We start from the raw sequence: 24934 nt of genomic DNA, 5'->3' as shown, positions 1-24934 counted from the left end.
CGGCTATGGTATCATGTACTATTCAGTTATCAGTAGCCCACCATATCAAACATGCTTATCACCTATCAGGCAACTTTACTTGAAAAAACAGAAATCGCTCCCGAAATTTATCTTTTGAAGTTTTCGTATCCTGATCAGGCTGACTGGACATACAAAGCCGGTCAATACATGATTTTTCATATTCCTAAGGAGGAAAAGGGACATCCAGCACGAAGACTTTACTCAATCGCATCTTCTCCGCTTGAGAAAGATCATATCGATTTTGTTATCGAAATTATTCCGAACGGTTTGGGAAGTATGTTTGTAAAAGAGCTTCCCGTCGGGCAAAAAGCGACATTACAGGGACCCGCAGGATTATTTACCTACAAAGAATCAGATAAAGACAGCATTTTCCTGGCAACTGGTACGGGTATAGCACCGATTTACAGTATGGTTAAAACACTGCTTGAAACCGATTCTGTAAGCGGAAAACAACTGAAACTCTTTTGGGGAATGAAATACAAAAAAGATCTGTATCTCATGAAGGAACTACAAGAATTGGCAGAGAAGTATGAAAACTTCTCTCTAAAGATTTGTCTTTCCCGGGAGGAACAGTCCGATAATCCTCATTGTATGATCGGACGGGTGACCCACGGTCTGGAAGCCATGGAAGGAGAAACTCTGAATAATTACGACTATTATATCTGCGGCGGTCCGAACGTAGTGGAGTCTTTGAAAGAATATCTTGCTTCAAAAAATATTCCCCGAGATCAAGTACATTTCGAAAAATTCACCTGATTTTTAGAATGTCGTCACGAAAAATTCTGCCGGAATTTGGGGAAGAGACTGAAAGATGGTAACAATTTTTGACGGTCCGGATGTAGTGTATGCTTCTGATCTAATAAGCTTGCCCTGAGGTTCAAGATTGGTCCCGGTAAATCCGAAACGGGCCGATCCGAATATCGGGCGGATGATAATGACTCTCATATCTGCCATTCCGGACGTTGCGGGATTGATTACAGTTCGGTGTTCAAAGTTAGTTGCTGCAACTACATACAATCCGGGATTTGCCGCAGTAAACGAATTTCCCGATATTGCTTGAGGACCCGTACAAGGCTCAACAAGCATACGGCGGACCAGATTGGCTGTCGGGCCATAAATATAAGTCAATTCATACGCAGGCTGAGTCCGCGGAGCACCGCATGAGTTACCCGACTCCGAACGGAAATTGATCGCAATATTTGAAGCATAATTGGGAGCTGCCGGATCATTATAATCTTTGACATAAAATGTAAACTGGCCGTCTTTTGGTATAACTGGAGATACAAAATCACTGCTGGTATCTGTAATAAGGACTCTGCTTCTTGTTGAGTCGACACCGGCAAGGCTCAAACTCAAATCCGCAAAAGTATACGTTTGCGCCGGTAAATTATTCGCGCGCTGCAACCCCACTTCAATTCCGGCATCGGCTGCAGCCAGCGCACGTACGGAATCTTCCTGCGCTTTGGTCGTTTGCGTTTCTGTGGTCAGTCGATATGAAGTTGCACTGACAATAGCAAGGATAATTGAGATCATAAGCACAAGAACAATAAGAGCTTGTCCTCTTTGCCCGGCTTTAGATGTATTGTGCATAAATGAATGTTCCATATTATAGTTCTGATTTCGGTCCGTCGTCTGTCAGATAACCGCCGACTTCTTTCACCAGTTCTTCAGGTGTATAGTCACTCTTAACCATATATCCTCTCACTCCTAAGTCGATTGCCTTTGCAGCAACGAGCTCCTGTCCGAGATTGGACAGCAGGACGACATTTTTGTTGACGGAATGTCCCTCATTTTTCAGCTTATCTACTACCTGAAGACCGTCCATTTTCGGAAGTATGACATCCAGAATCACAAGGTCATAATCTTTTTGAGACATTTTCTGGTAGGCTTCTTCACCGTTTACGGCGACTTCAACATTGTATCCTTCCTGCTTCAGTATCTGGACATACAGATCACGTAAGTACTCTTCATCTTCGACGACTAAAATGGTTTTAGACCTATCTGTGTCTGTTGACATAGTTACTTTTCATTTTCACCGCCTTTCCCTTTATAAAGAGGTAATAATACGGTAAAGGTGCTTCCCACACCTACTTCTGATTGTACTTTAATATCGCCGTTGTGTAAAGAAACAATCTGTTTGGAGATATATAAACCGAGACCCGTCCCGGGCTGGCTGCTGTGTTTAGAGTAAGAATACTCAATTTTACTGAATTTTTTGAAGAGATTCGGCAGTTCTTCTTTGGGGATTCCTGATGCCGTATCGGTGACAGAAAGATGGACAAGATTCCCCTTTTCTTCTGCTCTTATGGTGATCGTACCTTTATCAGGTGTAAATTTCAGTGCGTTACCGACAATATTCTGAATGACTTCCCGCAGCTTATCTTTATCTCCGTCTACAATCAGTTTCTTTTTGGGATGTTCAAAAACAAAAGAGATACTTTTTTCATCCGCAGTTATTTTCAGCTCATTATGTACAAGCTCCGCAACCTCAATAATATCAATTGGCGCCTTCTTAAGCTCGATTTTGTTTCTTTCTATCCGCGACACCGTCAGCATATCATTTACGAGCCGAATCAGACGTTCTGTGGAGTTGTAAGAAATATCAAGATAGTTCTTAAGAGGATTCTTGATGCTCTGCTGCGGCTGATGTATCGCCATCCACAGATAGCTTTTTATGGCCGTCATGGGGGTTCTGAGCTCATGAGAAGCGATTGATACGAATTCATCTTTCAAGTGGTCTAATTCCTTCAATCTGTGGTTTGCAGCACGGAGTCGTTTTGTAGCACGGTCAACCTCATTTTCAAGAGTAATATTGAATTTTTTAATTTCTTCATAAGAGAGGGCGTTCCTGACAGCTACGGCGATTTCCGGAGCCAGGATTTTCAAAACCTCGACATCTTCGGATGAATATATTTCTCCGGAGGATTTTTGACCCAACATCAAGCCGCCGATCAGTTCATGTCTGACCGTAAGAGGAATAATCACTGTGAGGTCCTGTTTCCTCAAAAGCTTTTTAATTTTCCCTTCAGGAAGTTCCTCAAAAATAAAGATATGCTCGTTGTGTTTTGTGGTGTGATAGGAATCATAAACGAGGGTGTACGCCCCGGCATTGTCAAACGGATGCTTCGAGACTTCTCCTGCGCTTTCAACCCAAAAAATGGATTTATTTTTTACCAGAACTACAGCACCGTAATTAATTTTCATTTGTTCAAGGAGTTTATCCAGTATTTGTTTGACTAAATCTGACAACAAAAGTGTCGATGCCATAATACGGCTCAGACTCCAAAGCAAATCATTTGCATCATAATGGTCTCTATAGAATACTTTGTCGGTGAGTTTTTCAGTTATTTTTTTAATCCACGAAAAAGATAGTGCAATAAAAAGACAAAGTAAGCTAAAGAGTATAAGATATCTCGCCGGAATAGACTCATGAAAAAATAACGTAACAACACCATATGTCGTTAACGTATAAAAAGAAGCAATTAATATTAATAAAATTGTATAAGTTACAGCTTTTGCAACCAGTCCGCGTACCTCAAGAAGGCGATGCTTTACAATCGCATATGCTGTGAAAGTTAAGAAAAGTAATGCATACATTGGTGCAAATGCCACAAAAAAGATGCTGCCATAAACAATTAGTGGAAAGATTATCGTTCCAATAATTAATCCCAGCATCAATTCTAAGCCTAACAAGACATATCCTAATTGATTTTTTGTATTTCCCTTCGACCGAATAAATCTTCTAACTAAAATCGTAATCGCAAGAATAGAGATTATTGTAACAGTAATTGCAAAGGCTCTAGACTAGCAGAGTAGTGCTAAACTAGAGGTATGGTTTGTAACAATAGGCCGATATCAAAATACAAGAGAAAAAAGATACTATGGTGTTTTGCACACGATCTGAGTGCTACACAGACCTCTGGTATTTTGGGTCTCAACCGCAATACAGTCAACAAATATTACAATAATATTCGTCAACTCATATATCATCACCAAGTGCACCAGATGCAACGATATGTTGGTGGTGAGATAGAAATTGATGAATCATACTTTGGACCTCGAAGGATGAGAGGCAAGTCAAGTAAAAGAGGTCGTGGGACGTCATTTAAGCAGGTAGTATTTGGGATATATGAGCGTCAAGGACGTGTATTTACTCGTATCATTCCAAACTGTAAAAGAAGAACGCTACATGCTGTTATGAAGGGAAAGATTGACTTGAACAGTACTGTATATTCAGATTCGTGGAGCGGATACAACGGACTTGTTGATGTCGGGTATGACAAACATTTGAGAATCAATCACAAGAAAAATGAGTTCTCAAATACAAAAGGGGTCCATATCAATGGCATAGAGTCATTCTGGTCCTTTTGTAAAAGACGTCTCGTTAAGTTCAATGGTGTAAAGAAAAACTTTCCATTACACTTGAAAGAGTGTGAATGGAGATGGAGCAAATCCCCATCGATCCTTTACAATGAACTATTACAAATTGTTAATGTGCTAGTCTAGAGCCTTGCAAATATCGGCATTGCCATTCCTATAACTGGAGTATAGCCTGTTGGAGTTAGGACTACATTACTAAATACCCACGGAGACAATGTTAAAAGCATGGTACACGATGATATAGATAAGAGAAGGAATAGTTGAGTTTTACTGACAAGACGTTTATCAAACGGTAAATTCTGTACTAATAGGTATACTAAAACAGCTTGTGGAACAGCAAAAAAAGTTGTAAGTCTCATCCATAATAATGCTGTTGCTTCGTTGGTAGCCTGTAATGATAGATTATTAATAATTGCCCAAACGAAAATTGTAGCGTTAAGAATAACAAATAAACGATTGGTAAAGCTATTAGGATTACTATGAATAACGAAAAGACTTAGTACAATGCTTATTATTAAGACAATAAATAGAACGAATAGCTCCATAGAAAAAGTATACTATTCTTTATAGAAGATATCATCAAGCCTTAACACCTTCCGCCCTTGTATCTGATCATTTCCTAATAAAATTTCTCGTATCATATAAGTGGCTATCCCACTTGACACTGAAATTGTACTAATAAGTTGTGGCCTTCCTACAAGTGTTTTTCCAATTTCTTTAACAGACTTTAGGGCTTTATCGGGAATAAGCTCTTTACCGACCATAGCGACTGCAAGAATATTAGGATCAGTATTTGGCTCTCTAATAATCTGTTCTGGAAGATTTCCTAGCAACCCATTAAAGAAGGATAGATTCGAAGAAAGATCATATCTCTCAACATCGATAATAATGTTATCAGCTACATTGGAGAGCATGATAACGGGTATTCTATACTTTCGTGCAAGACATCTCAAATGTACTTTCATTTTAAAGTCATCAATGACTTCCACTATCACATTTGGCCTAGGTGAATTCCCCAAAAACATAGGGAGATTTTCCTCTGTAAGCTTGCCAAACGAAACCACCTTGTTATAAGGATTTAATTCATGGATTTTTTCTTGTACACTTACAGTTTTGTCTTTGCTGACATCAATTAAACTACCTCTAATTCTATTCAAATTTGTTGTATCGATAGAATCATCGTCTGCAATTTTGATCGTTTTACTAATCCCTTGTTGACATAGATTTACGGCGATATGACTGCCGATCGATAACCCTAAAACGCCTACTGTACTTCTATATATTCTCTTCTGCTCCTGAGTGGAAACCAGCAGTTGGTTACGATTTGTTCTTAGCTCAAAGTAGTCATCCCTATTAAGTGTGTGGATCAAATGTCCATTCCATGGGAAATATACCCAATTTCCACGGATATCAGCATTTGGACTGAGCTTATCATTAAAAAATTTTTTTTTATTTGTAGAATTTTGAAGCTTCCTTGCAGGATAATTAACTTCATAAAGCTCTGCTAATTGAGCACAATATAAGTCTTTCCTTTCTGTGATAGGATGTTCTTTAGACAATTTTTGAATGTCTTCTAAAGAATATTTAAACTCATCTAAAATTATTGGTTCCATTATTTTTCACTAAGCACCCATTTTTGCTTTACTCCAGGTGTAAAATATTTTGAACTTTCATACTCCCATAAAACTATATGTGGCCTTTGCCTAAGGGGACTTTCTTTATAGTTTGAACGGAATTCTGAATTTTCTTTTAACAATCTCTTTGTTATCTCATCAGTTAACAGCTTTATAAGTACTTTAGTTTGTTTTACTCCTTTTTTCATTTCAATATTTATGACCAAATATTGATTGTGATCGTCATCATAATTTATTTCCGCAGTAAACTTTCCAGTTAGTTGTTTTGCAAAATAAGAATTTAATACTTTCCGAATAGTCTCAGGATAAATATTTGCCCCATATAATTTCACAATAAAGTCACTGCGCTCATAAACATAAACAAACGGTAATCTCCAAATTGATTTCCCTAATTCTAGACCTTTAATTTTTTCCATTAGAGATATGCCATCTGACTGATAAAGCGCAAGCATCTCATCAAACCCATAAACACCACCATGGTCTTTTAAATCATACCTAACTAAAGGTATCCCACTATAAGCAGAGCAATACAGCCTCTCGTCTACCTCTTCAAAGTAAAACTGTAAAGGATTGTATTGAGCTAAAGTAGGTAAACGATAGAAATCATTAAAAATATTGATATATCTTCTGGGAGAAGAAATTAGATCCTTACGAATAAAAATACTTAATGGCGTTTCATGTGCCATTGTTCCTAGATCTACCGAACCGTAGTGATTAATCGTCGAAGTATAGTAGTTTGCTAGTTGTGCTTTCCGAATAATATAGGATCTAAATTCTTCAGAAAATCCTTCTGCTGAAAAAACAAATCCCACATTATAGTTAGACCAGTCTATCCCTGATTGTATAGCATCGTCGATCATATCCTTAATCATCGGGGGATAACCGCCAATAATGATCTGGTCGAACTTACTTCCTAGATTATTAATAGCTTTAATTATTTCCGGCTTAAAGATTCCTGGTGAAATTATACTTAAGGGGTATTTCCCTGTTTGAGCAATATCTGTGATCGCTTGATATGTAAAAACTCCACCTATCCATGCCCCCATAGCAAACCCGTTAATATACAACGTAGTATTTCTTTCAATACTAAAGTTATTCCTTAAATATAACTCTGCTGTTAAAGCGTACTCTCTATCCTGAGCGTTAGTACGAGGGAAGTAAAAAGGTTCTCCAGTTGATCCTGAAGTTGTTGATATTATCCATTGTTCTTTATTAAAGGAACCGTCCCAACATAGTTCTTCAAGAGAATATCTTCTTAGGTAATTCTCCTTGTCTATGGGTGGAATCTGCTTAAAGTCAGCAATTGTTTTAACTGACTGATGTTTTATTGCTAGATTTTGTAGATATTTTCTATAGGCAGGAACCCTTTGTGCCATACTATGAAATAGTTCTAGTACTTTAATTTCTCCTTTTTTTTGCCAATAACTCGAACTATTATTCCTTAATAGAGATTCATACTTCGTTATATAATTATTCATCACGCATAATTGTAAATTATATTAATTTTTCGTCGACGGAATGTCTCGGGGGGAATTTAGAGACAATATTAGAGTAGCCAAAAGTAAAAGAAAATTGTGGTCTCCAAGACGTATTCAATAACTCTTGAACTTCTAGATAGTAATTATCTATATCGACTGCAGCGACTGTTATGTATGTGCTCAAGTCTTTGCTAGTTAATATTAGCAATGCTCTTTGAGATATTCGTCCTATTTCTAACCAATCGCGTTTTGTGTCAGTGGCTGAGGTTACAATACACACAGCAGACATCGTCTTCAGACTTTTCTTGTTAATTCGTGCTACTAATTCACTCAAGTTTATATTCCTTAATAGGAATGGGAATAACAGTGATACAATAAATGGCATATTTAATGAGTATCCAGGAATACCTTCTTTTCGATCTGATAGGTTATTATTAATCCACTGCGATAATTCCTTCCGAAAAGCTCTATCACTATACCCAGATTGAATAGCTTTTATTGTTATATCTGTAAATTGATTTAACTTCTCACTGGTGGTTAGTACATTAACCTTAATATGCTCATGAACTGAAAGTTTTTCTAATGCATTAATTATACTTTTGGGGACTTGCCTTTTATGATAAAATGCTCGCTTTGTAACTCTTTTTAGAATAGCTTTTACCAACAACTTGTGTCGTAGATTTGGTTTCGCAATTAAACCAGTAAGATTATTAAAGTATACTTCACATACGGAATCATCTTTAATGTTTTTATGATATTTAACATGACTGTAAACACCAAAAAATTTCGAAGCTATAACCAAATTTTCTAAACATGCTCCAATACTAATATATAGATTTCGTCCACTTTTATCAGAGGCTGTCATTTTTTTTTAGAATCTACATGAATTTCACAAGATCCGCTTTTTATTTTGAAAAGCCAGGGTTGACTGTTATGAGTCGATGGTGCAAGCATTGCAAGTTGCAACAAAAATTTGATTTTATCTTGTGGAGACTTTTCATCAAAAAAAGTTTGAAGATCAAGGTCTCTTATAGAATTCATATCAATTGTGAGAATAATACTTTTGATTTCCGCTCAATTTATTATACAGCAACATATTTAGAGAGATAATTAGGATGAATGCATACCCAAGGCAGAATAAAGCTCCTGTGCTTTAGTAAGATACTTTTTTTGAAGATACATTTTGTTTTTTTTCTGGCACAATTCGCTTAAACCTTCATATGCTAGAGCGCAGCAAATAAGAACATTTCTTTTAACAGAGTACTTCAATCCTTTTCTTAAATAGAATTCGGCATCTAGTAATTGATTAATCTTTAAATATGAATTGCCTAAGTAAACATATATATATCCAATCACTGGTATATCTTCAATGTGCTGGATATCTCTAAGTGCTTTTCCCATATATTTTATCGCAAGAGAATCCTTTCCTTGTTTTGCGTAAACCATTCCTAAATATGCATAAGTCTTTGCCAGTTGTCCAATTAGCTTGGTAATTTGCAATTGCTCTATTGCTTTAGATAGATGCTCCTCAGCTAAATCGAGTTTGTTAATAGAGCTATACAAAGCTCCATATTTTTGCGAAATCAAACCTAACAGAGAATTGTCCTGAAGAGATCGTGCGATTTTAGATGATTCTTGTAGCAGTTTTCTAGCATTAATAGTATCTTTTTGGAAAAAGTATACTCTGCCCAGATCTTCTATCCAATAAATAACTAGTCCATATTTATCATTTATTTTTCGATAGGAGTCCTCGATAATTGATGAAAATTGTAGTATTTTTCCCCAATCCCCACTGATGAAAATGTACGTGCTTACAAATTGCCAAATTTGTGTGACCAATTTATATTGGCCAAACTTATATCCTTGGTTAATGATGCCAATAATGCTTTCATATTCTTTATTGAAATATGCAAGGTATTTATCACTTCCAATGCTAACTTTCTTTAAATTATTAACATAAAGTTTCATGAGATTTATTATGGTTGTAGATTCAACTCTAGTTCGCAAATACGCATGTATGGCAGGATGCAATCTATATCTATTTGTAACTGACAAATCAAGTAGAGAAATTTCTATTAACTTATTAAAGAAACTCTGAATGCTCTTCTTGCTAATATTCGTTATTACTGACACATGCTCTATATCAAAGTCTTGACCTTCAAAGACAGCACATGCTACTAATACTTTTTTTTCATCTAATTGTAACCTTCGAAACACTAGATCAATAGTTACAGATAAACTCTTATGGTCATAAATTAGTGTGTCTAGCTTTAAGTTGGAATTATCAAATTTTGAAGTTATACTTTTAATTTCAGTAGGATATAAATAGACCTGTTTAATTGTAAGTAGTGAAGAAATAGGTAAATATCCAATTTTCTTCCCGATATCTTCAATATCAAGCTTATTAGTTAAAAGGTATGGTTTCCCCAATATTTTTTCACTTAACTTCATAAACTCTTCTACAGAAAAAGGGTGAACTTTATATGTAGAAAATTCCAATGATAATTTCCTCACAGAAGTAGCTAATATCGGGATACGTAGTGCTTTAATATCAAATCTTTTTGTAAACAGATCATTATCAATATTATCTAGAATAATTAAAATATCTCTATTCTTAAGAGCTGAATTTAGCTTCTCCAATTTCACTTCTTCGCTTGACCCTAGCGAAACATTTAAGCCAAAACTACTCAATAACTCATCCACAATATCATCATAACTCTTGATATCAGCACGGAACCAAAAAATACCATCGGAAAAGAAATTTTTCAACTGGTGTGCTAAATATATTGCAATATATGTCTTACCCACTCCTGGCATCCCGTATAGCAATACTTTCTTTTTATTAATCAGCTCCCAAGATAAATCCTTTAACAATTCATCCCGGCCGACAAAAAGGTATGGTTTTACCGGTAATGTTTTAGTATTTGAGGTTTGAATAAATTCAGAGAGAGCTGAAGATTCTTCATGTGTTAAATCTTTCTGATTGACAGATTGGACGACAGAATTCGCCTCCTCTATACTCACAATTCCGCCTCTTTTGGCGAATACTCGCAGTATTGCAAGAAGCACCCGTCTTTCTTTTGGCTCGCGGTCTCCTTTTTGCCAACGGGTGAAAAGACTTGTTTCATACACAAACCCTTCCTCTGCAAGAAGATCGCCGAATTCTGCGAGGGTTTCAATTTCCGAAAGAAGCCGGTATTTTTTGAATAGTTGGGCAAAGCTTGTCCCCGTTGAGAGCTTTGTCATGATGTAATTATATTACATTTCCAGTCAGTTTTCCTGACAAAGCAGTCATTCATAAATATATAAGTCCTTCATAGAATAATATCGTTCTAAGTACCTGTGAACTTTTTCACAAAAGCTGTGAGAAAGTTATGATGGTATCTTAGTACAACTCAACAATCTGTGACGCATCAAGTGAAAGGAGCTCGAACATGCGTCGGCAACTCACGTTTGTAGTAGTGGTGCTTGCATTGGTTGTGAGCATGGTCAGTATCATACCATCTCACGAAGTCATGGCTGGAAGTAATGGGCAGCAACTTTTGTTCCAGAAGGCATCCGATTCAGGGGCACAAGGTATCGCCTGGATCCGCGTCTATGGGACAAATCACAATGGGCAGTCGGTTTCTTGGTACAGGGAGTTTAATCCCCTTGTCAATGAGTATCGCCTCTCAAATTGGTGGTGGAAAGGAAGTTTGTATGTGGACTACGGAGTCCGCTACCCCGATGGCCGTCGTGTTTACAATGGCTGTTCTTTAAGCATCCCGACAAGTATGTCTGGTGACTGGGTTCGAATTCTCATCGATGTCCGATCATCATGGCCTGGCTGCACGAAGGGATAGTCAACCGTCTGTTGAGTAGTTTCTTACCTCCCAATCAATCGATAGGAAGGTAAATCCATTTCCCTTATTGCATAATTGAAATATGAAAAAGCAAACAGTATTTACCATTATACTTTTCTTACTAGTTTCCATAGCTGCCTTTTTCTTTGGAACTCGCTGGCCTACTATACTATACGACATCAGTTCTATCCCTCGAGATAGGCTTACTTGTTTTAGTCAGAGTAACTTTTGGGAAGATTATCAAACAAACTGTTTTCTTCCGGATAGGGTAAATACATTTACCTTTAGAGAAAAACTCAAATGTACTGCATATACAAATCAACAATTGAATGACGGCCTTTATAGCTTAAAAGACGGAAACAGGACAACAGCCATGATGATAAAAAGTGAATCAATACGCTTTAGTCTCACATTTCAAAATGACAAGATCATTCGATCTCGTGATACAGGATCTATGGATCCTTTGGAAGACTACACCATAATTAAAGATGAAAACAATATTATCCAAGCGGTACGACCTGTGAAGAAAGAGAATTATAATCGTGTTTATAACTATGAATTTCTTACCTTTTCAAAAAAATCAGGGAGAGGTATGGAGGTTTGGCAAAATATTCCGAAAGATAATGAAAAGTGGACAAATGATAGTATCGGATCTTATTTCTTTCAATGTGAATAATTCAAGTATTTAGAGTCACTTCTCTCTCCTCTTTACCCATTAATGACCCGCAGATCGGGCTTTCAACAATCTCGTTTTTCAGGATAGAAAAAAGAGTATCATGATGAAAAAGAGACTTATCAATCCCAAGAAATTCTATCTGTTCACGGGCACGGTGATAACTTTCTTTAGCAGGTCCTATCTGTCCAAAGTATTCGAAACACAAGGCGAGCCCAATATATCCCATGACTGAAATCTCCGAGTATTCGTTAATTTTTTTACAATATTCCAAACCGCCAACAAAACTTCTCTGTGCTTCATCCCAATCTTTCTTCAACAACTTCAATCCTCCGATATAGAATAGAACTTCTGCCAGACATATGTTTTTCATGGATATATCCTGGATACTCCGGCTGTATTGATAAGCTTCATAAAAATGCGTAAGAGCAGTATCAAAATGCCCTTTCCTCAGTTCCGTTTCTCCGATATTTGTGATGGTTATCGCAAGTTGGATTTGGTCGTGGACGCTTAAGAAATATGTCTTTGCCTCCTCAAGCAAATGCTCAGATTCTTCAAACTTACTCGTATTCATTAGGACTCGTCCCAGCCGCTGCTTTCCCAGCATCACCAGATACCGGTCATTTATCTTTGATGCCAAACTCAGCCCTTCCCTGATATACCGTTCAGAACGTTTCAGTTGATTTTTCCAGTAATACACCAGGCTGAGGGAGAGTAAACACACACGGATTTTAGCAGCATAATCTTTGTGTTTACCGCTCAGCCTGTAGATATGCTTGCTGTATCTTTTGAGATCGTCCCAGCGCCCTGCATTCCACAGGTAATCAGACAGATATTCCCAAATCTCCGAAACGGAACTCCATACTTCTGAGGAAAGCGTTTTATCAAGAAGCGGCAGTATGTTATCAAGTTCCCGACGGACAAAAAGGAAGTATGTTTTCCGCTTCATTTTGATCGTTTTCAAGTAGCACCGAACTGCCCTGACATACACGTCCTGTTTCACGTGAGAGAGAGCGAATATGCGGATAAAGGGGTGCATGCGATATCTGTTGTGATTTGATTGATCAATCAATGAAAAACCGTACAAGGACTCAAGCTGTCTCTGTGCATCCGCAACAGTCATCCGATTAATATATGCCACAGCCTGTACGGAAAAATCCCGACCTGAAAATACAGCCAGAGAAGAAAATACTTCCTTCTGCCTAGGCTTCAGTTTCTCAAAACAGATCTGCAGAACAGATGAAATACTCTTATTTTCATATGCATAATCCGCTAAATTCGTCCTGGTGTTTTCTATATGAGAAATCAACTCCTGCAGTGACTTTTTGAAATGCAGTACCTGTTTGGCCGCAACATGCAGCGCAAGTGGAAGTCCCTCAACAAGAGCGTAGAGCTTCAATATATCACGTGTATGGAGTTGCGTATATGTTTCGCCCAGTATCTCATGAAACAGATACAGTGCCTCATTCTTCGTAAACGGCTGTACCTGTATCCTTTCGTCAATACCTCTAGCATGTATACACGGATGGATCGAAGTGAAAAGCACTCCACACGAACGGGTATTCGGGAGAAGAAAATCAATATCATCTTCATGTTCCAGATTGTCAAAGACAAAAAGAGCTTTCGTGTTGACTAACAAAGATCTCACAACCGATGCCCGGATTGTTAAATCCTCGATATTGCGGACGTTGTGCCCGAATATTTCTGCGATCGAAGCCAGAATATCCATTACTGTTGATGATTGGAGCTGATACCAATACACTCCGTCCGGAAAATGATGAGCCACATCGTGTCCTATTCCTCCTGCGATAACCGTTTTCCCGATCCCGGGCTGCCCGTACAGCAGTACCGTTTTCCCTTCAGTCAGAGCATTTGTGGCCTTTGTGATATACAGTTGCCTTCCGATATAGTATGCGATTTTCCTTGGTGCCTGGAAAGAAAATTGTCGGTGAAGTGCAGGGATATCTGAGATCTCACTCTCCGTCATGTATCCCTGTCCGGCCGCTTCAAGAAGTGCGTTTGCTTCACGAATCAGCCGTATTCCGCCCCGCTTATTGCATATTCGGATTATCGTAAGAAGTAAGCGGCGGTCCCTGGGGGTCCTGTATCCGCTTTGCCATTTAGTAAATAAACTGGTTTCGTAGACCATCCCCTCTTCAGCAAGGATATCTCCGAACTCTGATAGTGTCTCTATCTCCGAACGAAGTCTGTATTTTTTGAAAAGCGATGCAAAGCCTGTCCCCGCTGAGAGCTTTGTCATACACATATTATACTCAATGAACTGTCAGCTTTCTGGACAGTTTTGTCATGTGTTTCATCATCAGGTCTCCATATACTGCTCAGCGTATGAAACCTGAATACTTCAACGCCCTGAATTATCAGTTTGCTATTGAAGATATGAATATCCAACACATGAGACAAGCTCTTGCGAATATCCCGATGTCAAAACGGGGTGAGCTGCGGACCAAACTTGTTCCTTGGATTTATACAAATGATTTGGGATTTGCCGATTCCCTTGATACGATCGGCCAAAACATATCAAGGCAGAAACGCAACGGGAAACCCCGTGTCGGAATCATCTCCGGAGTAGGAGCACTTCTCACCGTCACTCCCTATCTTGATGTTGATTGTCTTGTGAGTATTGACCGAAACAGTTTTGTCCTCGATCAGGTGTTCAAAATGGTAGATACCATCAGGAACGCCGAGACGAAAGAGGACTATCTGGAACTGGCACAGCTTGACGAGCTTTTCGGCTTGATGAAGCTTGAACAGGTCGATGCAGAATCGTACTACCATGTTGAGCGGGAATCTTTCGGAGACAAACACTTTCTTGCAAGCGATGCTGCATATCAGCAATCCAGAAAAGCATTAAGTGATACACAAGTACTCTTTTCCCAGGGGAATTTTACCCATAGACCTTATGTCCGGTCACTCGGAGAAGCCCTTTCTGACGGCGAAATCGTTTATGCCAATTTCACCGATCTCGGGGAGTGGTATCCGGAATTTTTCTCGGTTATTGCCGATTTCCCTCTCACTCCTGATGCCGTCATCAACTGGTCAACCAATAAAACCCGAGAAGGGACACCGCAATCAATGGTTTCCATAGGACTCGATGAGTATTTGGAACAGGCTCAACAGGCTATGACACAAATTGATGTCAGTTATTTTAAGCAACACGTATGAAAGAACTGGAAGGAGGTACAGTTAACTCGTTATTCCGGACAAACGGCACCATAACAAAACATTTTAATACAGGAAACGGGATCGGTACTCCGCCTGACCAAAGAAGAAGGGCCGAATACATATCTATGAAAAAAATAGATGTAGCCCCTGAATTTCGGGGATTTACGACTGGCGGAATTGCAATGTCATATGTTGAGGGCGAAAAATATCTGGACGGTGAAATTGACAGCTATCCTGAAGCAGTCAGAATGCAAATTTACAGACAAGCCGGAGAAACGCTTGCACACATCCATCAACAGATCAGATACCCGGTCGTTCCCGGATTTCACGATGCACATATGCAGAGGATTTTTAAACTCGTCCACGGAGCTGATCCGTATTTGAGGAATCTGAAAATCGAACCGTTTGCACTTCTTGAAGGATTGACAGAAACATACAAACAGGATGAAATTGAAAAAAGGGGCCTATCCTGGATACACGGCGATTACTGGCTTTCTAACTATATCGGAAGACGGGTGAATGAACACTTCGAACTTTCTTCGGTTATTGATTGGGAAACTGCAAATGTTGCATCTCCTTATGAAGATTTTGCGGTCGTCCTTATGTCCGTCGAACACGCTCATCCTGAATCGTCATCTCCTTTTTGGTCCGGTTATGGGATTCCTCCTGAGACATCAGTTCAAAAGCATTTCGCCGTACTCAAAACGCTGGAATGGATGCCTTCCGATGAAGAAGGACAGGAAACCCGATTTACAACTCCGTTTTATCAGCCTAAAATTGAAATGATACGCTCTATCTTATGAACAATGAACTATACATGCTGAGAGTAGAAGGAGAACACGCTCATGCCAAATCGCGATATGAAGTAACTCAGGTGGAAGATTACATAAACCTTGTCAGAGATTTTCTGTTGACACAGCAGGGACGACTTCTTTCTCTGAATGTCCATCTGCCTTTTGAGATCCAGCACCCTGAGATTTATCCCGATTTAGATCGCGGTTTGCACTTTATCCGGTACGGAGAAGGTCTGAAAAAGATATTCGGAGTTCCCCTGTACTGGGAAAATTCACCGGAGATTGTGTACGGATCATGGGAACTCAAGCACGGTCAAACCGACTGGACACATGTCCCTCGTGATATTGAGCTGACACTTGATACGGGACACGCCATGTTGGGTGCCAAGGACAAAGATGATGCTCAGGCGCGCATACGGGCAATCCTTCAGGAGTGGGGTCCGCAAATCAAACACCTGCACCTTCATGAAAATGATCTTCGCGGAGACGAGCATTGGCCCGTCGGAGAAATCCTTACTCCTGATTTCATCGCCGAAATATCATCCGGACGGACCTTTATTTTTGAGCAGGGAGAAGTCACTTCAAGCTAAACTTCATAGTCAGTTTTCCTGACAATACTGTCATTCCGTTCCATTTCTTCAGTCGATACACTTTTGTCATATCAATTAATAAGTAAATGAATAAATTTCAAAACATATTGCTTATCGGCTGGATTATCGGAGTAGTAGTGTTCCTTATGTTTTATATTCCGATCGGGATTGTAGCAAAACTTATCAAAAGTAAATCAATCTAGTCTATTACCATTTTAGATTTTTGTCATGAAAAAAATTTTATTTGTTGTTTGTACCCATGGAGATGAGTTAGCAGGTCACAAACTTTTCCAGGATTATCCGTACGGAGAAACAGATCGGGTCAGTTGGAAAGTCATTATCGGCAATCCTGAAGCTGTACCTCTGAATATCAGATACATTGAAACGGATCTGAACAGATCTTTTAATATCTCAAATCCGCAAACCTACGAAGAAAAAAGAGCTCATATCCTGAAACAATATTTCCGGAATTTCGATGAAATATACGATATCCATACGACCCGTTCCATTCACCCGTCTTCATGGGATGACTGTATTTTTGTAAATAGTACCCGACCAGAAATACTGAACGCCTGTTCATATGTGACGGCTCCTCATATCATTTGGGATCGGGATGAAGAATATTCAAAACAATATCTTACCTATCACCATCCTCTGGCTCTCACTCTTGAATACCAAAAAACGTATGATGTTTACAGTGATTATGAACGTATCCTTGTTGATTTCGAGAATATTATCCATCAGGAAAAGCCCAGACAAGAACAGAAAATTCTTTATGAAGCCTCCCGGGGAATAACTCAAGAGGAACAGGAACGAGCGCAGCTGGAGCTTGAGGATTTTAAACCGTTGAAAACGGTGGAGAAAAAACAGTTGGGATTGCCGTCAGATGAGATATATGTCCCCGTGTTTGTAAATTCCAAGGAAGTGGATCCGAATTATTATTGTTTTCTCAACAAAAGGATAAAAACGATCGGGAAATGATTATTCTTCTACATCATTTACCTTGTTTTCACGCATGTGGTTCACAATCATGTCGCGAAGAAGTTTGGATTTTGTGATACCTCTTTCTTTACTTGCATCTTCAATGTAATTGAGGAGTTTCGGGCTGAGGAAGAAATTAAATCTCTTGTCTCTTTTTTCTCTTGCATTCTCCAGTGCATCTTTGAGGACTTTTTTATAGTTATCTTCCGTGTAACTTGCCTTGATCAGCTTCTCGTCTTCCGTTCCTGACAGGAAATAGACAAGATTATCTTTGTAGTACAGAACGATTGTCGGTTTCGAATAATCAAGAGATCTTTGTATCAGGAATCCGATGGCAAGACTCGGAGAACTTGCTTCAAATATGCAGATGTCAGCAGCCTGAATATCCCGGATCATCTCATTGTAAAAAGCAATGTGCTTATCTCTTCCTTCCTTCATCTGATCCTGGAAGTCCTTGGTGGCTTTAAGAGTAAAATCGCTGAGATGTGAATATCCCAGATTTTTGATTTCATTGTACAGAAACTCATAGTTCTTTAAGAGTTTTTCTTCACTGCGATTTGTACCGACAAAAAAGACTTTCATACCCGTAATTATACCTGATCAGTAGTCTGTTGACAACATTCTGTATGAGTTCCATACATATGGCACTCTTTAGGTAAAATAGATAATAGGTAATCCATAGGTGAAATATTGTTCAGGCTTTTGTGAACTCGCTTTGTATTGTACCAGACGAGGTATTCAATAAGGTGACGATTGAATGATCCGATACCGGTCCACTTGGTATAGATGTAGGGGTTCATAAATTCTTCCTGGAGTGTTCTGTTTGCTCGCTCAATAAAGGCATTGATCTTGGGACATCTGGGGTAGATAAAGAGGTGTGGGATATTGTTTTCTTCCAGATAGTCATGGAAGTTTCCCAGATACTCGAGGCCGTTATCTGTTTGTATGGTTTTTATACCATCTTGTATTGGGTATACTAGTTCCAGTCTTCTCATAAAATCAGCACCGTTTCGGCTGTTGAGTTTTGAGTATCCGTAGGAGAACTGGAATTTGAGTTTGATGTCCACTGCATTGAAGACATACAGCTTGATTCCGTGTACAAACTTCGTGATGGTATCAATCTCAATGTATCCGGTATCTTCCACCTTGGGAGACCGCTTGACCTTCTGTCGGTACTTTACTTTCCGTTTTGCAAAGCCACTTGCTGGATTGTGATAGATCCGGTAGGTCTTGCGCTGCAGGTTGTGTCTTTTGATCACTTTTCCAATGGTTGACTCAGATATAGTTGAAATTCCTTCCTGTAGGCAATACTCATCAAGTAAGGGCTTGATCTTCTCCTTTCCCAAACAAAAGTATTGTTCTCGAATCTCTTTGATAAAGGATATGACCTTCGGGTGAGTCTCCATACGTCGGGGTGTCTTTGGCTTGGTTGTCTCTGGTATCAGGCTATCCAACTGCCCTTCTGAATCTCGCCGTCTCTTCCTCCATCGAAACAATGTCCTTCGTGATATCCCATATGCATCAACTGCAGCTTGTATCCCGTACTTCTCTGCAAATGTCAGAACATCGTTTCTGATTTGTGCTACATCTGACTGATTGTAGTCTGATAGAGATCGTATCTTTTTCATAAGATCTCTATTGTACTGCCAGTCATAACTCCTAAGGCTCTAGACTAGCACATTAACAATTTGTAATAGTTCATTGTAAAGGATCGATGGGGATTTGCTCCATCTCCATTCACACTCTTTCAAGTGTAATGGAAAGTTTTTCTTTACACCATTGAACTTAACGAGACGTCTTTTACAAAAGGACCAGAATGACTCTATGCCATTGATATGGACCCCTTTTGTATTTGAGAACTCATTTTTCTTGTGATTGATTCTCAAATGTTTGTCATACCCGACATCAACAAGTCCGTTGTATCCGCTCCACGAATCTGAATATACAGTACTGTTCAAGTCAATCTTTCCCTTCATAACAGCATGTAGCGTTCTTCTTTTACAGTTTGGAATGATACGAGTAAATACACGTCCTTGACGCTCATATATCCCAAATACTACCTGCTTAAATGACGTCCCACGACCTCTTTTACTTGACTTGCCTCTCATCCTTCGAGGTCCAAAGTATGATTCATCAATTTCTATCTCACCACCAACATATCGTTGCATCTGGTGCACTTGGTGATGATATATGAGTTGACGAATATTATTGTAATATTTGTTGACTGTATTGCGGTTGAGACCCAAAATACCAGAGGTCTGTGTAGCACTCAGATCGTGTGCAAAACACCATAGTATCTTTTTTCTCTTGTATTTTGATATCGGCCTATTGTTACAAACCATACCTCTAGTTTAGCACTACTCTGCTAGTCTAGAGCCCTCCTAATTACTCGAAGCTGATCTCCTCCCCATTTACTCATAGATGTTAGTTCCCTATGAGTGCCATATCTTTCGTAACTTATTCACATTCAAGTTGAGGCGGGAATAATTGAAGATATTCTTCCCAGTCAGGACCGGGAGTATATACTTCACAAGTGCTATCGGCCATCCGTATCGGATTGATCCATCTTCCTCCGGTCCGTTGTCCGTTCAGAGCAAGTCCGTATGATCCCTTACTCCGATCTTTCGTAAACACAAGTTCACCGTTTTGGACGACAATCCTATCCGCCACTCCTACCAACCCTGTAGGACTGCTTGTTGCCTCGAAAGCATACTTTAAAGCTAAGGCACGCTGTTCTTTCGTAAGTTCATATAGCGTGGATGAGAAGTTGATATAATCAAGCGCACCTCTTTTGAAATGCGGCTGAGTCATATCTCCTTGGAAAAAATGCACATTCCGCGCCTTCCGATACAATTCCATACGTGCCCTTTTTGCAGCAAGATACGGTTCATTCATATTTTTTATGTAGTCATTTACTAAAAACCAATTCTCCTGTTCAGGTGAGCTATGCATGTTCGAAATATCAAAGCCGACACCCCAAAAATCGACCCGTTCATTTGCGTAATATCGGATAAGGCCGTTTACTCCCTGAGCAGCAGTTGTGTCGCTTTGAAAAAGATAAGGAGTATCTGCTCGGTACCCGTTATATGCCAATTTACCCAATATGCCGTTTCCAGAAGCCCCTACATCACAGATTTTTACCCGCTGCCCCGGAAACGCGGTATGAAATAAAAACGGTAAATGTGCTCCGCGGTTCGGAATGTTTGTATTTGCGTGCTTCTCAACAAGCAGACGCAAGTATTCGTCCGCATAAGGCCCTTGTACACGTGAATATACTTTATCTTTCCACGCGACTGCGTCTGTTAACCCCAATGCAGAAGGATAATTTTGTATTCCCTCACCGAATGTCATGATGTAATTTACAGCATGAACCGTTGCCAAATTCGCCATTTCAGTACTTGAAGAAGGACCTTTTAATCTCTGAGCCTCAGAAAACAGCTCAAGAAATGAAGGATCCTCTTCCAAAGCCAATAAAAGACCACTGCAGGAGTCGCTTGCAAATTTGTCGCCTCCCAGTGGGTGGCGAATACCTTGTTCAAGCTTACGTTTAAACTTCTCTTTGAAAATTGCCGGATCATAAGAGAGGTTCGGTTCCAATTCACGTTCTTCAAGACTAAGCATAATTGCATGCCAAAATTCTATGGAATTTTGAAATTATTCAAAAGAATATTATACCACAAAATATCTTATAGTGTTTTAAAGACTCACTTGTTTGACGGTGTGTTTCTTAGAAAAGAATAAGACAGATGTAGACGAAAGTTTTATTTTACACGACAAAACAATAAAAACAAGAAGATTATTCCACACGCTCAAAATATGCCTCTAATATTTCTTTTGCTACCGGAGATGCTTCATCGGATCCTTGTCCGCCTTCTTCAATGAGTACCGTCACTACTATTTCAGGATTCTCATAGGGAGCAAAAATCGTAAACCAGGCATGCGGTTTCCCCGATTCAGCGTGAGATTCTGCCGTTCCGGTCTTGCAGCCTACTTCTATCCGGGTACCTTCCATTGCTAGCTTTGTCTCGTCTGTTGACACCTTAGCGCTCTCTGAAGCAGTTTTTTTGCCGACTCTGAAATCGAAAAACGGATACGCTGTCCCTCCTGTTTCACAAACAGCTTTCATTCCAGCCCTGACAACATCGTAAGTACTTTCTGAAATCGACACTTTTCGACAGTCACTTTCCTTCTCAGACGACGATTTTAGAAGGCGCGGTTTACATAAATATCCGTCATTGGCAAATACGGCAGTGGCAGCGGCAACCTGGAGGGGAGTAGAGGTCACATACCCCTGGCCGATAGAAAGATTATAAGTGTCGCCGAGGTACCAGCGCTCACCCAATACTTCCTCCTTCCAGAAGGAGGAAGGGATTATGCCAGCAATTTCATATAAACCAATTCCCGTTTTGTTTTGAAAACCGAATTCTTCCGCCCATTTTTTAATTTTTTCCGGTCCCAATCTCCCTCCCAAGGTATAGTAGTAAATGTCATTGGAACGCTGCAAAGACTTGATCATGTCTACCGGCCCTTCGGTACGGCCGTACTCAAGATAATACCAGTTGTGGAACTTCAACGGCCCGGCTTCGAGCACTCCGTTGTCCTCAATTGTTTCCTCAGGAGTGATCACATCCTCCTCTAGTCCGGCAGAAGCAACGAACATCTTGAATGTTGATCCGGGAGGATAATTACCTTCAAGTGCACGGTTAAAAAGAGGTTTATCAGGGTCAGTAATGAGTTCCTGAGTCCTTGTAGTGTCGCCGTCTTCAAAAAGCTGCGGATCAAATCCTGGTGCCGACTCTAAAATAAGTACTTCTCCTGTTTTCGGTTTAAGAGCTACGACTGAACCTTTCTGATCTTTTAGCAGTTCATGAGCTTTTTCCTGCAAATAGGAGTCAAGCGCAAGCTGAATATCTTTCCCTGCGGTAGGAGCTAAAATACTCAATGTTTTGATCTGATCACCCATAGCATCAACCTCTACCAGTTTTTTCCCCCGCTGTCCCCGCAGATCGCATTCATACAATTGTTCTATACCTTTTTTCCCGACCTTATCTCCGATCTTCAACTTATTGAGGCATGCATCTTTTGCAAGATCATTTTTATCCGCAATCTGCCTATATCCTAAAATATGAGAAAAGGCCTCGGCGTTGTAATAAACACGCTTCGATTCGACTCTATCCTGTTCCTCAGTGATATCCGGACCAGTGCTGCCCGCAAGCATGATACCCTTCCGGTCATAAACTTTCCCGCGCGGAGCTTCAATAATAATCTCATGGATACGATTGTCTTCGGCAAGCTGGGCATAATAATTTCCTTTTACGATCGTAAGCTGAAAGAGCCGGACGATAACCGTCAAAAAAAAAGCACTTACTCCGACTACGTAGAGCATAAAGAAGAAGCTGGAAGAGTTTCCTCCGCTACCGTGGAAAGACAGCGATCCGGTGCTTCCTTTTTCAAGAAACGGCAAATTTCTGTTCATGACTATAGTGTAGAGTATATAACAAGGAGATAATAACTATACCAGATTTAATAGCTTCTTTTGTATGATATGCTCGCTTCAATGAAGTAATCAAGATCACTCAATAAGGCGTTTTTCTTCATCGGATGCAATGACCTGAAATCCCACATGGGACTGACCGGCGAAAAATAATCCTTCACCAACACCGGCGGAAAGCAAGAAGTGTTTCTCTCCACCCGTCAGATAAAACGTCTTAGTGATTTTATCAACAGCTGCGGTAGACTGTTTGAGAATGATTTGTAGACTTGAGTTTGTTATGATTGCCTTTCCTTCTTCCGTTGCCAAGAAGTCCTCTACGTCCTGAGTAATCGTCGTCATACCGAGTTTATATTTTCTGGCGCGCTTGGCAAAATTGTGAAGATACGCACCTGAATCCTTATTCTTGATCAGATACCACGCCTCATCGACGATGAGTATTCGCCGCTTCGGCTCACCGCGGCGTACCGTATGCCAGATATAATCAAGGACAATATACATCGCAACCGGTCTGAGGTTCTCTTCAAGATCCCGAATACCGAAAACTGTAAAGTTGTTTTTGATATCAAAGTTTGAAAGACTATTAAAAATACCGGTTGCCGATCCTTTGACGAATTTCTCTAAACGGTCGGCCAGTTCTCTTGCCTCTACGGCTTCCATACCGATCAGAATTTTATATAAATCTTCAAGAAGTGGAGGTTCATTTTTAAACGTCTCAGGATCCTGCGTGATTCCTTTTTCCCGGTAAGTCAATACAAGAGCCCGATCCAACAGAGCATCCTGAGAAGGTGTGAGCTCTCCCATGATGACCTTCATCAACGAATGCAGATCAAGGATTTTGTTGGAAAGTTCGTCAGGTTCCGGCTGCTCGGCATTCAAATCAAACGGATTAAGTTTGTATTCGGAGCTAGCCGAGAAATCAACAAACTCACCTCCTAAGTTCTTACACAGTGTCCGGTATTCATTCTCGGGGTCAAGGATGATCACGTCAACCTCCATCATAAGAGATCTCAGTGCCTCAAGCTTGACCATAAAACTCTTTCCTCCTCCTGATTTTCCCAAAATGACGGCATTGGCATTTTCCAGAGTGAACCGATCAAAAATGATCAGACTTCCGTCATGCTGATTCAAACCGTACAAAATCCCTTCATTACGAGTCAAAGAGGCCGTTGAGAAGGGAAACGTCATCGCTAAGGAAGTCGTATCCATATTTCGCCAGACACTGAGTTTATCACGGAAAAGAGGAAGGGTTGATTTGAATCCCTCTTCCTGTTCAAGTGTTGCCTGCTTGGAGACGATAAGGAGAGAAGAGAGTGTCGAATCAATCTCTTTTGTGACCGTATCCAGTTCTTCTTCCGAATCTGCAGGGATTGTGACATACAATCCGAACTGGAAAAACCGTTCGGCACCTTTGGCAAGTTCTGCCTGCAGAGCCAGTGCATCATCGAGAGCTACCTGCACTGTCGGATCAACGACTTTTCCGGCTTTCATGTCGGCCTCAATAGTAGCCTGCATTTCAGCGATCTTCCGTTTTAATTCATTCAAAATTTCTTTTGATTCCGAAGGGTAAATAAACATGGAAACATTGAGAGGATGATCATAGGTGATAAGAGAGTGGAGCCAGTTTGCGGATACATACCGGGGATAACCGACAACAAATAAGGTTCGGTAATACTTTGCATCGACTTTTATGTGGTTGAAATCGACTTCTACATATGAGGGTGCAATCAGATCTTTTACTCCCACATCTCCTTTTGCCAGTACATCGGCAACTTTTTTTGCACCGCTCGGTAAAACGGCCTTTCCTTTCGGCTGTTTTGCCTCATCTTTTGTTTTTTTCTTTCCGAATAAACCCATAAATACTATA

At 39.9% G+C, this 24934-nt stretch carries 24 protein-coding genes; 8 read left to right on the top strand and 16 right to left on the bottom strand.

From position 1 onward, the window contains the following. Positions 1-51: 51 nt before the first annotated feature. Positions 52-777: a hypothetical protein gene (locus IPM65_03000; GenBank protein ID QQS44542.1), complete on the top strand. Its 726-nt coding sequence runs from the start codon at positions 52-54 to the stop codon at positions 775-777. Positions 778-780: 3 nt separating this feature from the next. Here the strand turns inward: IPM65_03000 and IPM65_02995 are convergent, their stop codons facing one another. The 3 genes from IPM65_02995 to IPM65_02985 are packed head-to-tail and all read right to left on the bottom strand — an operon-like array spanning position 781 to position 3633. Next, positions 781-1626 carry a hypothetical protein gene (locus tag IPM65_02995; GenBank protein QQS44541.1) on the bottom strand — a complete coding sequence of 282 codons (846 nt, stop codon included), beginning with the start codon at positions 1624-1626 and terminating at the stop codon, positions 781-783. A gap of 1 nt (position 1627) precedes the next feature. Then, entirely contained in the window at positions 1628-2038 is a 411-nt protein-coding gene (locus tag IPM65_02990) for a response regulator (GenBank protein ID QQS44540.1), read from the bottom strand. 2 nt (positions 2039-2040) lie between these two features. After that, on the bottom strand, positions 2041-3633 hold the full coding sequence (locus IPM65_02985; GenBank protein QQS44539.1) for a GAF domain-containing protein: 1593 nt from the start codon (positions 3631-3633) through the stop codon (positions 2041-2043). A 219-nt stretch (positions 3634-3852) separates the two neighbouring features. On the opposite strand from IPM65_02985, the gene IPM65_02980 reads away from it, so the two are divergent. Continuing rightward, positions 3853-4527 (top strand): IS1595 family transposase, encoded by a 675-nt coding sequence (locus IPM65_02980; protein ID QQS44538.1) that lies wholly within the window; start codon positions 3853-3855, stop codon positions 4525-4527. On the opposite strand, the gene IPM65_02975 is transcribed toward IPM65_02980, so the two are convergent. The 6 genes from IPM65_02975 to IPM65_02950 all read right to left on the bottom strand — a co-directional run bounded on the left by IPM65_02975 (position 4524) and on the right by IPM65_02950 (position 10759). Continuing rightward, complete coding sequence (locus IPM65_02975; GenBank protein ID QQS44537.1) at positions 4524-4946, bottom strand: hypothetical protein; 423 nt, start codon at positions 4944-4946, stop codon at positions 4524-4526. The two genes, IPM65_02980 and IPM65_02975, sit on opposite strands and share 4 nt — an antisense overlap. A 12-nt stretch (positions 4947-4958) precedes the next feature. Next, complete coding sequence (locus IPM65_02970) at positions 4959-6014, bottom strand: ThiF family adenylyltransferase (protein QQS44536.1); 1056 nt, start codon at positions 6012-6014, stop codon at positions 4959-4961. Next, on the bottom strand, positions 6014-7513 hold the full coding sequence (locus IPM65_02965) for a phenylacetate--CoA ligase family protein (GenBank protein QQS44535.1): 1500 nt from the start codon (positions 7511-7513) through the stop codon (positions 6014-6016). The genes IPM65_02970 and IPM65_02965 overlap by 1 nt, the downstream gene beginning before the upstream one ends. Before the next feature lie 16 nt (positions 7514-7529). After that, entirely contained in the window at positions 7530-8378 is an 849-nt protein-coding gene (locus tag IPM65_02960; GenBank protein ID QQS44534.1) for a hypothetical protein, read from the bottom strand. Beyond that, a complete protein-coding gene (locus IPM65_02955) occupies positions 8375-8554 on the bottom strand; it encodes a hypothetical protein (GenBank protein QQS44533.1) in 180 nt (59 codons plus the stop codon). The genes IPM65_02960 and IPM65_02955 overlap by 4 nt, the downstream gene beginning before the upstream one ends. A 69-nt stretch (positions 8555-8623) precedes the next feature. After that, positions 8624-10759: a tetratricopeptide repeat protein gene (locus IPM65_02950; protein QQS44532.1), complete on the bottom strand. Its 2136-nt coding sequence runs from the start codon at positions 10757-10759 to the stop codon at positions 8624-8626. Between the two features lie 188 nt (positions 10760-10947). Here IPM65_02950 and IPM65_02945 point away from each other — a divergent pair, with 188 nt between their 5' ends. Together IPM65_02945 and IPM65_02940 are read left to right on the top strand one after the other, a co-directional pair. Next, the gene (locus IPM65_02945) at positions 10948-11355 is read left to right on the top strand and encodes a hypothetical protein (protein QQS44531.1); all 408 of its coding nucleotides are present in this window, start codon (positions 10948-10950) and stop codon (positions 11353-11355) included. Between the two features lie 82 nt (positions 11356-11437). Beyond that, complete coding sequence (locus tag IPM65_02940) at positions 11438-12031, top strand: hypothetical protein (protein QQS44530.1); 594 nt, start codon at positions 11438-11440, stop codon at positions 12029-12031. A 1-nt stretch (position 12032) separates the two neighbouring features. Here IPM65_02940 and IPM65_02935 read toward each other — a convergent pair whose 3' ends face one another. Next, complete coding sequence (locus tag IPM65_02935; GenBank protein ID QQS44529.1) at positions 12033-14288, bottom strand: hypothetical protein; 2256 nt, start codon at positions 14286-14288, stop codon at positions 12033-12035. Positions 14289-14374: 86 nt separating this feature from the next. On the opposite strand from IPM65_02935, the gene IPM65_02930 reads away from it, so the two are divergent. The 4 genes from IPM65_02930 (at position 14375) to IPM65_02915 (ending at position 17576) form a co-directional block, all read left to right on the top strand. After that, positions 14375-15211: a hypothetical protein gene (locus IPM65_02930; protein QQS44528.1), complete on the top strand. Its 837-nt coding sequence runs from the start codon at positions 14375-14377 to the stop codon at positions 15209-15211. Then, entirely contained in the window at positions 15208-16014 is an 807-nt protein-coding gene (locus tag IPM65_02925; GenBank protein QQS44527.1) for an aminoglycoside phosphotransferase family protein, read from the top strand. The genes IPM65_02930 and IPM65_02925 overlap by 4 nt, the downstream gene beginning before the upstream one ends. After that, positions 16011-16595 (top strand): hypothetical protein, encoded by a 585-nt coding sequence (locus tag IPM65_02920; protein ID QQS44526.1) that lies wholly within the window; start codon positions 16011-16013, stop codon positions 16593-16595. The genes IPM65_02925 and IPM65_02920 overlap by 4 nt, the downstream gene beginning before the upstream one ends. Positions 16596-16823: 228 nt before the next feature. Next, entirely contained in the window at positions 16824-17576 is a 753-nt protein-coding gene (locus tag IPM65_02915) for a succinylglutamate desuccinylase/aspartoacylase family protein (GenBank protein QQS44525.1), read from the top strand. On the opposite strand, the gene IPM65_02910 is transcribed toward IPM65_02915, so the two are convergent. The 6 genes from IPM65_02910 to IPM65_02885 form a co-directional block, all read right to left on the bottom strand. Continuing rightward, the gene (locus tag IPM65_02910; protein QQS44524.1) at positions 17577-18158 is read right to left on the bottom strand and encodes a hypothetical protein; all 582 of its coding nucleotides are present in this window, start codon (positions 18156-18158) and stop codon (positions 17577-17579) included. 8 nt (positions 18159-18166) lie between these two features. After that, on the bottom strand, positions 18167-19204 hold the full coding sequence (locus IPM65_02905; protein QQS44523.1) for a transposase: 1038 nt from the start codon (positions 19202-19204) through the stop codon (positions 18167-18169). A 39-nt stretch (positions 19205-19243) separates the two neighbouring features. Further along, a complete protein-coding gene (locus IPM65_02900) occupies positions 19244-19918 on the bottom strand; it encodes an IS1595 family transposase (protein QQS44522.1) in 675 nt (224 codons plus the stop codon). Between the two features lie 115 nt (positions 19919-20033). After that, the gene (locus IPM65_02895) at positions 20034-21197 is read right to left on the bottom strand and encodes a hypothetical protein (GenBank protein ID QQS44521.1); all 1164 of its coding nucleotides are present in this window, start codon (positions 21195-21197) and stop codon (positions 20034-20036) included. Between the two features lie 175 nt (positions 21198-21372). Continuing rightward, entirely contained in the window at positions 21373-23052 is a 1680-nt protein-coding gene (locus IPM65_02890) for a hypothetical protein (protein ID QQS44520.1), read from the bottom strand. Between the two features lie 96 nt (positions 23053-23148). After that, the gene (locus IPM65_02885) at positions 23149-24924 is read right to left on the bottom strand and encodes an ATP-binding protein (GenBank protein QQS44519.1); all 1776 of its coding nucleotides are present in this window, start codon (positions 24922-24924) and stop codon (positions 23149-23151) included. Positions 24925-24934: the final 10 nt, after the last annotated feature.

This window comes from Candidatus Roizmanbacteria bacterium (assembly GCA_016700135.1).
Classification (GTDB): domain Bacteria; phylum Patescibacteriota; class Microgenomatia; order UBA1406; family GWC2-37-13; genus UBA1450.
The sequence above is the reverse complement of the archived record's forward strand: the minus strand, read 5'-3'. Positions and strand labels throughout refer to the sequence as shown.

Excerpts from the sequence above, each read along its gene's own strand:
- IPM65_02910 (QQS44524.1), bottom strand. The coding sequence starts at position 18,158 with ATGAAAGTCTTTTTTGTCGGTACAAATCGCAGTGAAGAAAAACTCTTA.
- IPM65_02995 (QQS44541.1), bottom strand. The coding sequence starts at position 1,626 with ATGGAACATTCATTTATGCACAATACATCTAAAGCCGGGCAAAGAGGA.
- IPM65_02925 (QQS44527.1), top strand. The coding sequence starts at position 15,208 with ATGAAAGAACTGGAAGGAGGTACAGTTAACTCGTTATTCCGGACAAAC.
- IPM65_02955 (QQS44533.1), bottom strand. The coding sequence starts at position 8,554 with ATGAATTCTATAAGAGACCTTGATCTTCAAACTTTTTTTGATGAAAAG.
- IPM65_02980 (QQS44538.1), top strand. The coding sequence starts at position 3,853 with ATGGTTTGTAACAATAGGCCGATATCAAAATACAAGAGAAAAAAGATA.
- IPM65_02920 (QQS44526.1), top strand. The coding sequence starts at position 16,011 with ATGAACAATGAACTATACATGCTGAGAGTAGAAGGAGAACACGCTCAT.
- IPM65_02975 (QQS44537.1), bottom strand. The coding sequence starts at position 4,946 with ATGGAGCTATTCGTTCTATTTATTGTCTTAATAATAAGCATTGTACTA.
- IPM65_02900 (QQS44522.1), bottom strand. The coding sequence starts at position 19,918 with ATGGTTTGTAACAATAGGCCGATATCAAAATACAAGAGAAAAAAGATA.
- IPM65_02915 (QQS44525.1), top strand. The coding sequence starts at position 16,824 with ATGAAAAAAATTTTATTTGTTGTTTGTACCCATGGAGATGAGTTAGCA.
- IPM65_02945 (QQS44531.1), top strand. The coding sequence starts at position 10,948 with ATGCGTCGGCAACTCACGTTTGTAGTAGTGGTGCTTGCATTGGTTGTG.
- IPM65_02965 (QQS44535.1), bottom strand. The coding sequence starts at position 7,513 with ATGAATAATTATATAACGAAGTATGAATCTCTATTAAGGAATAATAGT.
- IPM65_02905 (QQS44523.1), bottom strand. The coding sequence starts at position 19,204 with ATGAAAAAGATACGATCTCTATCAGACTACAATCAGTCAGATGTAGCA.
- IPM65_02895 (QQS44521.1), bottom strand. The coding sequence starts at position 21,197 with ATGCTTAGTCTTGAAGAACGTGAATTGGAACCGAACCTCTCTTATGAT.
- IPM65_02930 (QQS44528.1), top strand. The coding sequence starts at position 14,375 with ATGAAACCTGAATACTTCAACGCCCTGAATTATCAGTTTGCTATTGAA.
- IPM65_02950 (QQS44532.1), bottom strand. The coding sequence starts at position 10,759 with ATGACAAAGCTCTCAACGGGGACAAGCTTTGCCCAACTATTCAAAAAA.
- IPM65_02970 (QQS44536.1), bottom strand. The coding sequence starts at position 6,014 with ATGGAACCAATAATTTTAGATGAGTTTAAATATTCTTTAGAAGACATT.
- IPM65_02960 (QQS44534.1), bottom strand. The coding sequence starts at position 8,378 with ATGACAGCCTCTGATAAAAGTGGACGAAATCTATATATTAGTATTGGA.
- IPM65_03000 (QQS44542.1), top strand. The coding sequence starts at position 52 with ATGCTTATCACCTATCAGGCAACTTTACTTGAAAAAACAGAAATCGCT.
- IPM65_02940 (QQS44530.1), top strand. The coding sequence starts at position 11,438 with ATGAAAAAGCAAACAGTATTTACCATTATACTTTTCTTACTAGTTTCC.
- IPM65_02885 (QQS44519.1), bottom strand. The coding sequence starts at position 24,924 with ATGGGTTTATTCGGAAAGAAAAAAACAAAAGATGAGGCAAAACAGCCG.
- IPM65_02890 (QQS44520.1), bottom strand. The coding sequence starts at position 23,052 with ATGAACAGAAATTTGCCGTTTCTTGAAAAAGGAAGCACCGGATCGCTG.
- IPM65_02935 (QQS44529.1), bottom strand. The coding sequence starts at position 14,288 with ATGACAAAGCTCTCAGCGGGGACAGGCTTTGCATCGCTTTTCAAAAAA.
- IPM65_02990 (QQS44540.1), bottom strand. The coding sequence starts at position 2,038 with ATGTCAACAGACACAGATAGGTCTAAAACCATTTTAGTCGTCGAAGAT.